This is a genomic window from Amorphoplanes digitatis (assembly GCF_014205335.1).
In the GTDB taxonomy this organism is placed as follows: Bacteria; Actinomycetota; Actinomycetes; order Mycobacteriales; family Micromonosporaceae; genus Actinoplanes; species Actinoplanes digitatus.
The window spans coordinates 6194336-6208571 of the sequence record NZ_JACHNH010000001.1; the positions used below are offsets into that span (position 1 = coordinate 6194336).

Genomic DNA, 14236 nt, shown 5'->3' on the forward strand with positions numbered 1-14236 from the left:
GCACACATCCCTCTTGGAGGAGCGATGGCAGACCCCGGCACACCGCCAACCGGTCCGCGCGCCGAGCGCGCCTGGGCCGTACGGATGGTGGTCGCGCTCGCAGGCTGTGTGCTCGCGCTCGGCTGGCTCTGGGCGGCGCGGGCCGGACATCCGTCCGACGGCAGCGTGGTCTCCACCGCGTCACACGCCTGGCACCCGGGCGCCGTCGAGGTCGCCGACGCCGTCGGCACGGGCCGCGCGCTGCGTGCCGGGGATCTCGTGACCGCCGTCGACGGCCGCCCACTGACGGCCGCCGCGCCGGACGGACCGGCACCCCGCATCGGCGACGAGGTCGTCTACGACGTGATACGCGACGGGTCGCGGATCAGCGTGCCCGTGACACTCACCGACTATCCGTTCTGGACGCTCGTCGCACACCACGCCGCCGCCCTGCCGTACGTCGGCATGGCGATGCTGCTCGGGTCGCTGCTCATCGCGCGGCGCCCCCGCGACCCGGCCGCGATCGCGCTGTACAGCCTCGGAGTGCTCCAGTTCATCGGCTACTCGTCCTCGCTCTGGTACGGAACCCAGGTCATCGATGTCGCGACGGGCCGGTTGTGGGTCACCACCGTCGCGGAGGTGGCGAACTGCCTGGTGTGGGCGTGCATGCTGCTGTTCGTCGCCTCGTTCCCCCGGCCGTGGCCCGTGCTGCGCCGGCGGCCGTGGCTGGTCGCGGGCGGGTTCGCCCTGCCGTTCCTCGCCTATGCCGGCGCGGTCGCGGTGATGCTGCCCGGATCGGCCGGCCTGCGGCGGTCCTGGTTGCTCGTGTCGGTATCGGTGCCGGCCGCCGCACTCTTCCCGGTGCTGGTGCTGGCGGCGCTCGTGGTGAGCTACGTGCTCACCCGCGACCCGGTCGAGCGGCAGCGCATGCGGCTGATCAGCTACGGCGTGGCCGCGCTCGCCACCGGGTACCTGCTGCTCGGCCGGATCCCGGAGCTCATCACCGGGCGCCCGCTGGTCAGCTGGGACTACTTCACCCTGATGTATGTGCCGGTGCAGCTGCTACAGGGCGTGACGATCCTGCGCTACCGGTTGTGGGACATCCAGATCATCCCGCGCCGCTCGCTGATATACGGGCTGGTGACCGCCGGCCTCATAATCGTCTACTTAGGAGCCGCCGCCGGCATCAGCGCGAGCCTCGACGCCGAGCTTCACCCCGTGCCCGTGCTCATCGCCCTCGTGATGGCGCTGTCGTTCTCGGCGGCGCGCACCTCGTTGCGCCGCGTGGTCAGCCGGCTCGTCTACGGCGAGCGCGAGGATCCGTACGAGGTGCTGCGACAGCTCGGGCAACGCCTCGGGTCGGCGGAATCCGCCGAGGTGGTGCTGAACCAGCTCGTCGCGACCCTGGTACGGACCCTGCGGCTCTCCCACGCCGCCGTCGAGATGCCCGGCCTGGACCTGGTCTCCAGCGGCCACGGCCGGCCCGGGCCGACGCCGACCTCGATCGATCTCGTCCACGAGGGCGAGCGGATCGGGCGCCTCGTGCTCGATCCCGGGCCCGACCGGGAGCCGTTCGGGACCTCCGACCGCCGCCTGCTCCAGGGGCTGGCCCAACAGGTCAGCGCCACCGCGCACAGCCTGCTGCTCGCGGCACGCCTGCAGCGCTCGCTGGAAGGCAAGGTGACCACGCTCGAAGAGGAACGCCGCCGCATGCGCCGGGAGATCCACGACGGCCTCGGCCCCACCATCGCCTCCGCGTCGATGCGCCTAGAACTCAGCCGTTCACTGATCCGCACCGACCCCGGCGCGACCGACCGCATCCTCGCCGAGCTCGCCGAGATCCACCGCTCGGTCATCCAGGACATCCGCCGGCTCGTCGACGGGCTGCGCCCGATCATCCTGGACCACCTCGGCCTGGACGCCGCGGTGCGCGAGATGGTGGCCAGCCTCGGCGGCGGCGTGCGCACGAACCTGGACTGCGCCCTCGGCGCCGACCGCCTGCCGGCGTCGGTCGAGGTCGCCGCCTACCGCATCGTCTCCGAGGCCCTCACGAACGTCGTACGCCACGCCGAGGCATCGGTCTGCGACGTGCGCATCTGGTGCGCCGAGGACATCCACGTCGAGGTATGCGACAACGGCCGCGGGCTGCCGCCGGACTACCGCCCCGGCATGGGCCTGACGAGCATCAGGGAACGCTGCGCCGAACTCGGCGGCACCGCCACGATCACCCCGCACGCGCCGACCGGCACCCGAGTGATCTGCCGACTGCCCATTCCGGGCTCCGGCGCGCACACACCCACGATGCCGGCGGATCCAGCGGTGGTAGACAAATACCTACCGCAAAGTCGCTGAGATCACCTCAGCAAGCAAAAGCACGGCCGTCGTTCAATCCGTCGGAATTTTGGTTTTGCGCCGTTTCAGTACTACGGGACGGCACCGGGCCGTGCCACTGAAGTTCCAGTGACACGGCCCGGAATTGCTGTTTACCCTAACCCTTGCGGTTCTGTCGCCACCTTCCCCGCTCCCTCCGCAAACGCGGGGGGACGAGGAATTTCGGCTGGTTGAACCAATAGAGTGATAGGGCGCTGATGGCTGACAGCACAACCACTGCGGCCAGCACACCGATCAATATTCGCGTCAGGGTCTCACCGATGAAACCGTTATCTGCCAGGGTTGCGATGGCGCCGATGGCAAGCATCGAAGAAATGACCAGAATCGCCGCGACAAGCGTCCGCTCGTGATGCTTTCCCAGGAAAACCGACCGGGTGCCGGCCCACCATCCGGGAAGGATGTAGAGATTCCCGAGCAGAATGAACACCAGGATGGCAGTCGAAACGATCATCGGCACCTGGGAATCTGCGGACTCAGCAACATTCATGGAACGCATTCCCCTCTGCCCGCCAGGGGCAAGTTAATTTCCAGCGCATCAGAATAGGTGCTTCCAGGACAGGTCAACCAGCTTTTGGCCGAAGTAACCGCCGGCGATGCCACCGGCCACGCCACCGATGACGCCGCCGATCACTGTGCCCACGCCCGGGCAGACCATCGTGCCCAGCGATGCACCCCAGACGGCACCGACCTCAGCACCAGCCCAACCACCAAGGCCTGAAGCAGCACCAGCCGTGATGGCCTGCCCTTGCGATTTGCCTTCCTCGATCTCTTCGGCGTAGGTGGAGACGGCACCGATGATCATCGCACCATGGCCGATATTGCTGCCGTACTTCGCCCACTTGCCCTTTGACAGGGTCCAGAGCGCGCCCTTCTCGTCTCGCATCCAGTTACGGCCCTGCAGTGCGGCCGAGCGCTGCTGCTTCGTCGGAAGGTCCTTGAGCCCCTTCTCCAGATTCTCTCGGGTTTTCTCGAGGCCGGTCATGGCGTCGGTGACCTTACCGACGCCGGAAGCTCCGTCGCTGACCCAGGGATTGGTAGCGCAGCTGTAGAACAGCTGTCCGGGAAGCGGGGGTTTCGCGCGGAACGTCGGCGCCGGCCGCACGGGTCCGATAAACGGCGGCTTCGGTCGCGCGTAGTTGCTGGAGCCTCCGCTGACGGATCCCTTTGGCTTCTCGTACTGAGTTGCCGGCTTGATGTAGGGCGTCGACCCGTATGCATCGATGATCGGCATCAAGCCTGAGGGGTCACTCTTGGTGATGGGGTTGTTATTGGCATAGGCGTACCCGTTGATCTGCTGGGAGTCGGTGGCATCGAAGACGGGGTCACGGCTGATGAATCGGCCGAGACCTGCGTCGTATTCGCGGGCACCCATGTGTTCCAACCCCGTCGGATCTTGATCTCCGCCGACGAAGGTCTTGGTGCCGATCCAGGCGACCGCGGTGCCGACACTGTTGCCGTACGGGTCCTGGTATCGCTTGGTCACTGCCTGAGTGGCGGTATTGTCGATTGCGATGAGGCTGGTTCCGTGCGGGTCGCCGGTGAGGAATTGCACGCCTGCGGCGGTGCGCTGAGCGACGGCCCGTTCGTTGAAGGTGTAGTACCGCTGCGCCGTCTTGGCCGCCGTGCTGGTGGTCAACCGCAGCTGCACCGATCCGACGTACAGCGTCGCGCCTGATGGATCGCGCGCGAGCAGACGGCTGCCATCGGCGTTGTAGACGTATGAATGCGTGCCACTGCTGTCGGTCAAGGAGCTGAGGTGGTTCTCGGCATCCCAGCGCAGGGCCTGCTGACCCCGGCTGCCCGGGCGGCTGGTCGTGTTGCCGTTGGCGTCATAGACGTAGCTCGCCGTCCCGGTCTGAGTGCCACCGGTCGTGGTCGTGGTCGCGCTGACACCATGTGGGTGACCAGGCTGGCTGTATGCCGAGGTGACAGTGGTGTCGCCGCCGGCGGTGTGCGTCGTCTCCGTCAGGCGGTTGCCGGTCGAGCCCGCGACCCCCGTACCGTCGAAGGTCCACGCCTTCCAGTAGGGGGCGGCACCCCCCAGGCCGGCGACCGATGGCGTCGTGGCGCACTCACCGGAATTCGGCGTCCAGGCGCTGGTGAGCCTATGGAGCCCGTCGAAGGTGTAGCACTGGGTGTTCGCCGTGCCGCCGCTGGGTGTGTCAGCGGACGAGATGATGTCGCCGGCCGCGTTGTAGGTGTAATGGACGTCGCCGACGATGTTCGAAGCGGTCGACTTGAGGGTCTTGGCCCCGGCCAGACGGCGTGTTGCGGGGTCGTAGGTCAGCGCTTGCTGCGCCCACGGCGCCGTGCTGCTGTCGGCGAAGGTCGTGACCGCCGGCTCGCCGAAGCTGGTGTACTGGGTGGACAGCACGATCTGCTTCGTGACGCCACCGTAGTTGGTCTTCAGGCTGTAGGCGCGTCCCGTGGTCGAGTCGTAGGCGTAGTTGAGCGTCTCGGCGAGCAGATCGCTGGTCGCCGGGATGCTTTCGCTGTTGACCGTGCCGTCGAGGTTGTAGGTCGCGCTGAATGTGTAGGTGCCGGCCAACGCTCCCTCGGCAGCGGGGATGGTGATGGTGGCGCCGGCCGCCTGGTAGAGGTGGTTGTAGCCGAGCATCGCGGTTTTGTACTCGCTCGCGCCGGCCCAACGGCTCGACGACGTGGTCCGGCCCTTGGCGAGGGTGTCGTAGGTCCAGGTGGCGAGCTTGGTGCCGGTGCCGATCGCCCCAAGCCACAACGCGGTCTTACGGCCTCTCGGGTCGGCGTATCCGGCGGGCAGGGTGTAGTCGTACGACAGCGTCTGATTCAACGCGTCGGTGGTGCTGGTGACGTCACCGGCGTCGTTGTAGGTGGCCGACGTCGTGCCGGAGTCCGGGTCCGCAGAGCTGATCTTCCGGCCGAGCAGGTCGTACCTGTAGCTCCGCTGGTTGCCGGCGCTGTCGGTGACCGTCGTGTTCTCTCCCTTCTGGTTGAAGCCGTACTTCGTGCTGTTGTACTGCGTTCCCGAGACGGTCGTGCCCGGGTACTGGCGAGTCTCCACGGTTCGGCCGAGCGCGTCGGTGATCGTCGATGTCGGAGTTCCCGCTGACGCGGGTTCCACGTCAGCAACCGGGGTGACATCGGTGTGATCGCCGCCGTACACCGTGGTGGTGTGCCGTTGCGTGATCCCCATCGACAGCACAGACGTGTTGATCTCCCGGCGGGCACCGTCGAACGCGGTGACCGTCTGCATGGGAACGTTCTGGTCGATGGGTGTCGGGAACAGCGTCGTGCCCGGCGCCGCCCCGTTGTAGTAAGGACCGCTGGTCTTGACCGTCTCGTCGACCGAGTTGTAGAAGGTGTCCGTGACGGTGCGACCGCCGCCGGGCGCGATCTCCTGCACCTGACGTGGCCGAAGCAACCCGTCGTAGAAGTTGTAGGTCGGCACGTAGTTGCCGACCGCGTTGAGCACCTTGGTGGTGACGACCGATGGTGCCGTCTGGCTGATCTGGTAGTCGAAGGTGGAGTTGGCGGTCTGGGTGGCCTTCGCCCGGGTCGGCGACCAGACCGCGGTCTGACGGCCAAGCCCGTCGAAGGTGGTGTCGGTCCGCTTGTTGTTCTCGTCGACCGCACCGGTGGTCAGCCCATAGCCGGGCGCGAGCTCGGTGGTGGTCGTCCAGCCGAGCGGGTTCTGCGTCATCTTCACGGAGGTGACGGGCCCGCCGGTGGCCGGCGTATATGCGGTCAGGGTGTGATTACCCCGCACATCCGTGGCGTCCGTGACTCGGCCGAGAGCGTCATAGACGCTGGCGGAGGTGGTCAGCCAGGTGATGTTGGTGGCGCTGGTCCACACCTTGGCGGTCTGCACCTTGGTGATGTTGCCCTTGGTGGGCGCGGTCCCGTACGCCTGGTTGTCGAAGCTGTTCTCGACGTCGGAGATGACGTCGTCCTGGCTGGCCGGGTTCGTGCCGCAGGGCTTGGCGTACTTCTGGATGCGGCCGACCGTCTCCAGGATGTTGGCCGTGGTGTTCCGGTTGTAGGTGGTGATCTCGCAGGTGTCGTCGCCGGTCACGGCGAGGTCACCCTTGTTCCACACCTGCGTCGGCATGCCGTAGCCGTCGAACGTGTAGACGCTCTCGGTCCGCCGCGCTCCGCGCCCACCGTCGAGGGCGACGCGCGAGCGGGTGGCCGCGGTGCCGGTGCGGTAGGCCGACACGGTGAAACCGTTGACGGTCCGAGTCGCGATGGCCGCGGACTTCCACGGGTCTTCGATCACGCCGGACACCTCGGCACCGCCCGGCCCGTTGTAGGTGAACGACTCGCGCTTCATCCCGGCGTACATGTCTTCGTCGTCGACCTTCGTACCGGTCGAGTCGGTGACCTGGACCGACCGGGTTCCGGTTGAGGTCTTGTCGCCGTTCATACCCTGGAAGTAGTGCACCTTGGTGCTTGTCTGCGGGTCACCGGTGTCACCGACGGTGGTGGTGACCCAGTCGTACCCGCGCCAGTCACCCCAGGTCTTGCGTGATTCCGGTACCAGCCCGTTGTCCTCGTCGTAGTGCCAAGCTGGTGTGCCGTAGGTGTAGGAGGTGAAGACGCGCTGAGCGCCGCCGGTCTGGTCATTCTCTGAGATAGCGGTGACGACATACTTGTGGAACCAGTCGATCCGGGGTTTCGTCTCGCCGGCGCGGGTCCAGTAGCCGGGGTAGCAGCGCGACTTGTTCGAGTCTGGCGCTGGTGTGGATCCGGCCGTGCAATCCGGGGTCGAATAGCTGACGCCGATCAGGTCGCCTGTTTCGGTGGTGATCGACGAGATCCGCCACCAGTTCATCTTCGGCGTGTTGTCTGTTGCGGTGTCCACTCGGTTCTGCAGCTGGATACCGGCAAACTTGACATCGGGGAGTGTGACGGTGCTGCCGTACAAGCCCGAATGCGAGATCGACGACAACCACAGGCCGGCACGGGTCGTGTCGCCCGGGTCGGGATACGTCTGGTGCAGCGTCCACTTCTCCACCGCGTCGTAGGCGGTCGTGGACGCGTTCCAGACAGAAGTCTGTACGTTGTCCAGCCGCTTTTGTGACCAGAACGTCGGTGAGTAGTCAGTGCATGAAGTGGTCGACGTGCAGTTCTGATCCCACGGCACATCCGGCCAGTTGTTCGGTGTGCTCGAGGTACAGGTGGACCCGGGGGTCACGCAGCGGTCCGCTACGGCAAAGTCGACCTTGTAGGGAGCCTTGGTGGTGGACAGGTCGCTGTCCTTGCCCGACGTGCGCTGGTCGGTGCCGTAGTCGATTCGGGTCAGGTAACCGCCGCGCGTGTACGACGCGATCGAGCTGCTGGTCAGGTTCTTGGCATACTTGCCGGTCTCCTGGGTGTACCACAGCGACATCGTGCCGGCGTGCGTATCGACGACGTAGTCCAGGTTCCATTGCCATGCCTGGTTGCAGGCAGCTGAGGCGAAGGTGGCGTTGTAGCACGGTTCGCCGGGGTTGTTGCCGAACACCGGCACCGTGAATGCCGAGTTGGTGGTCGGGTTCCCGGTTGCCCAACCGGCGATGCGGTTGAGTCCGAAGAAGTACTGGGTGCCGTCCGACGTCGTGATCTTCCAGTATTCGCCGCCGTTGGCGCCGTTGGTGGCGCCGGTCAGCCGTTCCACCTTGGAGCCGTCGTCGTCCTTGAGCGAGTAGTGCCCGTCGGTGTCGTCGCGAATCAGTTCGCCCGAGTGGCCCGGCATCGACAGTGTCGCGTTCCAGCTACCGAAGCAGAGATCGCCGGTCTTGGTCTTGTTGGTGGCCGTGCCGCCCATGTCGTCGGCGCAGGCCTTGTAGCTGCGTGTGATCGATCCGGGGTGGTAGGAGAAGCCCTCACCGATCCAGCCGGGCTGGTTGTTCGACGAAGCCATCTGCCCGTCCACCGACTGCGACGAGTACTTCAGCGCCATGTCGGGCCGCGGCCCGGTGGCGAGCGGCGGCACGCGCAGCGGGTACGACCAGGTGAAGTCGCCGGACGGCGAGCCGCCGCTCCAGGTGGAGGAGGCCTTCAATGGCGTAGCGGTGAAGTCACCGGCCGAGCCGGAGGGACCGGCGGTCAACGCCAGCGTAGAAACGGCGCCGCCTGCGGCCAGGGCCCGCGCGGTGGGGGCAGCTTCAGTCGCTCCGGCCGGGCCGGCGGGGGCGAGCTCGACGGTAGCAGTCACCGTGGAGGTGGCGGTGTCGTTGGCCGAGGGCAGAGTGATCGGCTGGCAGGACGCGTCAGCCGGCGTGGTTGTGGCGCATGCCGGCAACTCGACAAGGCGTATCCGGTCGGCCCAGCCTGCACCGTATGCCTCGCGGAACTTGCCATAGTCCACGAACACATTGACTTTGCCGGCGTCCGCCTTCCCGTCGGCGCGGCCCACCTCGAGCATGAGTGCGTGCCCGCGCTTCTGAGCCGTGGCGTGATCAAGGACTTTGACGCGCACCGACGACGGGACAGCCGCCTTGGCACCCGCCGACAACGTGGCGCCACGCTTGCCTGGAGTAGTAGGTACGCCGACGCTCACCGGGGTAGCGCCGACCCGGACCCCGGAGTTGGCGCTGCCCGACAATGCCGAGGCCAACGAGACCGTTGCGTCTGAGGCGACCGGCCAGTCGACCGGCGGAGCGCTCTCGACCGCGGCCGCGGCCGCGGGATCGGCCGGCGCCTTCTTTGCTTTCTTCGCTTTACCAGGCGAAACGCTGCGGGTCTTTTCCGCGGTCAGCTTCGCCGGCTTGCTGACATCGGCAAAGGCCGGCGCAGCACCGCCGGCCCACACGCTCAGGGCTACGCTGAGCCCAGCGGTGAGAATGCCACGGGCCACAGTTCGATAGCGCGAACTCACTGGGTCCACTACTTCCTCTTCCATCCGAGGGATTTGTACGGCGGACAGATGCACGCCGTTCATTGGGAGGACAGCCTGCACGTGCGGATTAGCGCGGATTCGTCAAAACCGAGGGGCTGTGAAACGAATCCCGCCCGGGTAGCGAATTGGAGACTCCCGCAAGTTCGCCCTTTTATTTGGGCCGCGTGGGGAGGTTATGGACTGGGCCGCGCCGTTTGACGGACGCGGCCCAGCCGGAAAGGGGTGTGTCAGTTGTTCTGGTAGAAGGCGTCGCCGAACTGGTACAAGTTGGTGATCTGAGCGTCGGTGAGCGACCCGTTGAAGAGCTTCACGCTGTCCAGAGCGCCGTGCCAGTAATCCCCACGACCACCGGTCGTACCGGTGTCTCGCCGACCGCCGATCATGACTTGGCCCGCCGCGTTCCACGTCGCCGTATAGGGCGTAGTGGCTTGGAGAGCGCCGTTGATGTAGAGCTTGAGCGCACCGGCGTTCGCGTCATAAACACCGACCAGGTGTGTCCAGGTGTTCGCCGCAGGAGTGAGCACCGTCGTGCCGTTGAGAATCCGGGCACATGCCATCGGCGTTGCCGGTGGTGGCGGGCTGACGCTGTGGCTGCTCACGTCCGTGGATCGGCCCGTGATGCACCACTGTGCGGTGTCGGGCGTGCCGATGTCCCAACGGAACTGCAGTTGCAGACCTGAGGTCTGTGTTCCGTCCTGGGAAACCGCGGTCATGTAGCCGTTCGCGGACGTGGTGGACACCACGGCGGGCTGCACCCACGCCGATACCGAGTACGACGTATCGGTACGCACCGCAGGACCGGATGCGAGACCGAACTGCTTCAATGCCGAGTCGAAGCCGAGCGCCGGCGTGGCGTTCAGTTCGTCGAAGGCAGGTGTCGGTCCGTTGTAGAACGTCACGGGGTGCCGTGTGGTGTTGTCGGAGCCGCCGGCATCGCTCAGCGTCCAGTCACCGGCCAGCGAAGCCGTGCCCAGATCGTTGACATCACTCTGGTAGACGACACGATCCCAGACACGTACGCCGGAGACGTCACCGTTGAACCACAGCCCCGGAACGCCGCTGGACATCCCCCGCCCGACCACGAACTTGCCGGTTGCCTTCCAGGGCGTCGCGCCAGAGGTGGTGGTGGCCGCAAGCGTTCCGTTGACGTACAGCCGCAGCTGCGCGGCGGAGATGTCATACACACCCACCAGCAGCACCCAGCGGTTGACATCGGCGCTGGTCAGCGCCGTCGCGGAATAGGCGGCGCGGGTGGTGCTGGTCTGCGCCGACGTGTCCTTGATGAGGAACGACCAGCGGGCTGCTCCGCTTACCGAGCGCATGCCGAGGGTGAACCCGGTGGCGTCTGTTCCGTCCTGCGACACGATGGCCGTGTCATTCGCGCCGTTGATGGCACGGGGGCGTACCCATGCGGAGACCGCGAACGACGTGTCGGTCACCACGGACGTGGCCGCCGTCGCGGCAGAGGACGTCCCGTTGAACGTCGCGACGCTCGCGCCGACGCTGCGGCCATCGGGCGTCCAGGTGACCCCGGTCGTGGTCAGCGGACGAGCACCGGACGCCGAGTCACTACCGTCGCCGTCGAGCGCCCACACGTCGGTCGGGGCCGCCGGGCCATTGGCCAGGAATGACTTCCCGCCCATCGCGGACGCGGTACCGGCCGCGTTGTAGCCGATGACCTGGATCGAGTTGCTGCCCATTACGGTGGGTGTGTAGGAGACCGTGACCGGGGCGCCGTCGGTCGTCGTCACCGTGTTGGCAGGGTTGGCAGGGCCTGGGCCCCATACGTACTTGTTGATGCCCTTGGTTCCAGTGATGGTGAACTTGCCCGGCTTTCCCACGCCACCGTGCAGCGCATCGTCGTCGACGTATACGCCGTCGGCGGAGGTGACCGTCGGCGGTGCGGGAATCGTGTTGTCGATCCTGAAGTAACACGGCCCTGCCGCAGACGCCTTGACGCCATCAGTGACCGAAACCGACCAGGAGTACACGGTCGTACCCGAGGGGATGTTCGCCGCCGGAATCCCGCCGACCAATTGCGCAGAGGCCCCGCTCGTCACGTTGGCCACCGACGAGGTCGTGGTTCCGCCACCGGCCTTGGGGTAGGTGAAGGTGACGGTCGACTTGTCGCCCTCAGCATCCGTGACGGTCAACTTGGGGACCGGGTTGTGAGCGGGTGATCCCAGCGTCGACAAGATTGCCGGGCTGCTGCTGGTCTTGCAGGCCACCCCGTCCAGGACCAGGTTAGTCGCGCTGGGGGCAGTGTTGTAGGTCACCGACAGCTGCGCGCCGCCGGCTCCGGACGTCTCGTCGAACTTCTTCCAGCCGTTGGCGGCCGATGACTCGTCGGCAGCCCGCAGGCCGACGACGATGCTGGCTGCCGACGCCTTGCCGTTGACGGCAGAGGTGAGCGCCGCGGACTGCCACTCGGTGTCGACACCGCTCGCGTCGTCGCAGTTCTCATTCGACGCCGTGTCGAGGGACGAACCCCAGATCGTCGACGAGGAGGTGTTCGACCACGTGTTGCCGGACCCGATCGTGGCATTCGAAAGGACGTGGATCTGGGTACTGGTATTGCTGCACGACCATGAATGCTCCAGGTCGACGTGGAACTCCGCAGCCGTGACCGTCTTGCCCTTCCACGCCGAGGTGGAGAACTGGAACAGCGACCGGTACATGTTCGTGCCGTCGCCGGCGTTGCCGACCTTCGCATGGCTGCTGCGGTCGTAGTTCCAGTACGACTGCGTCGTGTGACCACTATTGATCATCGTCCAGTAAGAGCGCACCGGCGCGCTGGACTTGGGGTCGATGTACACGGGAAACTTGGTGACCGGCGAAGTCAGCATGGCGGTGTCGGGCGACAGGACGAGAGTGGTGCCGTCCATACGCATCGGGACCACCGCTTGAGCTGCGCCGTTGCCGGGCCCGCCGGCGTCACTGATCGTCGCGTCCTTCACGTCCGAGGCGGGAGCGGAGGTCGGCATGGGCACGTCGGATCGCGCGGAATCCCACATGTAGGCCTCGCCCACGGTGAAGTTCTCGCTGATGGCCGCGTTGACGCTGCCCGCCGTACCGGCAAGACCCGCCGCGGAAAGGCCATCGCCCGACAAGGCGAATTTGACCTGAGACAGCGCAGGATTGCGCGCAGCTACCGCATTCTTGACGACGAGCACCTCGGAGAAGCCGTAGCCGTCGACCTGTACCAACAGGTCGACGCCGGGCAGGACCTCGGCATAGGTGGCGGTCGAGTCAGACAGCTTGGGCTTGGGCAGCGTACCCGCCGTCCAGTTCCAGACGAGTTCCTGCTTGTTGCTCACCTGCCTCGCCAGAATCGAGTCTCCGCCGCCCGACAAGGTGACCGGGTACGGCGAAGCGATGGGCGACACCGAGCCGTCGACGTTCTTACGCAATGTCGTATCCACATCGCGCCAGGTACCGTCGCTCTTACGCATCCAGTGAGGCTTTGTCCACTCGGTGCTGGTAAACGAACCGTCAACGTTCGCCATCAGGCGATATGTGAAATTGCGTACTGATTCCACCGACACGGGTTTGCCGCACGAACGAGCGAGCTTGCTCGCAGATCTCACGTCCGGCTTGGCCAGCGTGGCGCATTCCGCCGATGCCGCACCAGACGCGCCGACGATAACGACAGGCACCGTGGCACTGAAAACGAGAATGCTCAGAGATTTCCCGAGCCAGCCTTGGGATCGGGTCCTCCACAAGGGAGATCTTGGCATGGTCAAGGAAAACCTCTCATTGGTTCAAGCGTCGATGACGGCGCTGATGGAGCCCAGCGCCCGGGGAGCTTATGAGTCGATCTTGAGCCGATCAACACCAAAGGTCATCCAGCATCGTGCGGAGGCCCAGAAGCGGCAGAGTTTCATCCACAGTCGGCGTCACTGCCGTCGCTTGCCCGAATTGCTGTGACGTGAATCACATGCATCTGAAGGTCGGAACGACCGGCTTCGAGGGAGCCCGCATGCATGCACCCACCCGACGGCCCAGCGTTGGCCTCAGTGCAGCTTGACCTGTACAAACAGGGTCTATGTGCACGCGGTTGCGCGAACACCGCGGGCGCTGCTCCTCATGTGGGCGCCCGGTCGACGGCCTTCTGCCAAATGTTCTTGCCTACTGACAGGGCGACCGCCCGGGTCACGAATCCACCCCACGGCCGGGCTCTTTGACGCAGAAGAGGATTTCAGCAACGGAGGCAGCCGAATGCCCGTACGATGTCGCCCACGGAATGAACGCGTGTATTTTCGCGCGGTCAGTCGGACTGCGGAGCATCATCAAGATCGCCTCAATGAGCACCTGTAGGCTTTCGACCAGCCGGCGGAAACCAAGCTGGTGGTCGTGAGCTCACCCGTTGATTGAGGTACCTGACGTCCCTCATGATCCGAACTGCGACTTGGTCAGCGCCTCCTTGAGAGGGCACAACATCCGCTAGGAACGCACAATGACCCACGATCTGACCTCAGAAGAATCCGAACTGCTGGCCCGAGGCTTGGGTTCAATCGGCACCGGGTCCACTGCCCGGGGAGCGGGTTTCGCCGCACGCCGAATGCGTGCGGACATATTCGAGACGGATATCACTTTGGCGCTGCCGATCGCAGATGCCATCACCTTCACCCGAGGCATTCTCGCCGAACTCGGTACCCCGGTCGACGAAGAATTGGCCGTCGATGGGAACAGACTGCGAGCGATGGTAGGCGCTGGCGGCATGAATCTGAACCCAACCGTCGTCACGGTACATCTCAGTGAGGCTGGGCCCTCCGCGACAATTGCGCAGATCCGCGGAGTCGCCAAGGAGGGCTTGATCCGGCAAAAGGCTGGTCGCAAAGCCGCTGAACGAGTGGCCGATAGGCTGCGAAACGCAGGAAGTTAGTCCGGCAGTACCGTTGCCGTGGATGTCGCACGGTACGCCAAACAACCGGGTCGAAGCCGATCACAGCCGACTCGAGCACCGGCTCCGACCGATGTGGCTCAGCCTGCCGCCGGACGCGACAA

Annotated in this window: 6 protein-coding genes; 2 read left to right on the forward strand and 4 right to left on the reverse strand. The window is 65.7% G+C overall.

The annotated features are described in order from the left end of the window. Positions 1-24: 24 nt before the first annotated feature. The gene (locus BJ971_RS27175) at positions 25-2331 is read left to right on the forward strand and encodes a sensor histidine kinase (RefSeq protein WP_184996029.1); all 2307 of its coding nucleotides are present in this window, start codon (positions 25-27) and stop codon (positions 2329-2331) included. 136 nt (positions 2332-2467) lie between these two features. On the opposite strand, the gene BJ971_RS27180 is transcribed toward BJ971_RS27175, so the two are convergent. From BJ971_RS27180 to BJ971_RS42320, 3 genes are all read right to left on the reverse strand, one after another. Continuing rightward, positions 2468-2857, reverse strand: coding sequence for a hypothetical protein (locus tag BJ971_RS27180; RefSeq protein ID WP_184996030.1), 390 nt, complete (start codon positions 2855-2857; stop codon positions 2468-2470). A 48-nt stretch (positions 2858-2905) separates the two neighbouring features. Further along, positions 2906-9232: an RHS repeat-associated core domain-containing protein gene (locus BJ971_RS27185; protein ID WP_184996031.1), complete on the reverse strand. Its 6327-nt coding sequence runs from the start codon at positions 9230-9232 to the stop codon at positions 2906-2908. Positions 9233-9456: 224 nt separating this feature from the next. Further along, positions 9457-12885 carry a LamG-like jellyroll fold domain-containing protein gene (locus tag BJ971_RS42320; RefSeq protein WP_184996032.1) on the reverse strand — a complete coding sequence of 1143 codons (3429 nt, stop codon included), beginning with the start codon at positions 12883-12885 and terminating at the stop codon, positions 9457-9459. Between the two features lie 79 nt (positions 12886-12964). Here BJ971_RS42320 and BJ971_RS27195 point away from each other — a divergent pair, with 79 nt between their 5' ends. Then, positions 12965-13156: a hypothetical protein gene (locus tag BJ971_RS27195; protein WP_184996033.1), complete on the forward strand. Its 192-nt coding sequence runs from the start codon at positions 12965-12967 to the stop codon at positions 13154-13156. Positions 13157-13739: 583 nt separating this feature from the next. On the opposite strand, the gene BJ971_RS27200 is transcribed toward BJ971_RS27195, so the two are convergent. Next, a complete protein-coding gene (locus BJ971_RS27200; protein ID WP_184996034.1) occupies positions 13740-13982 on the reverse strand; it encodes a hypothetical protein in 243 nt (80 codons plus the stop codon). Positions 13983-14236: the final 254 nt, after the last annotated feature.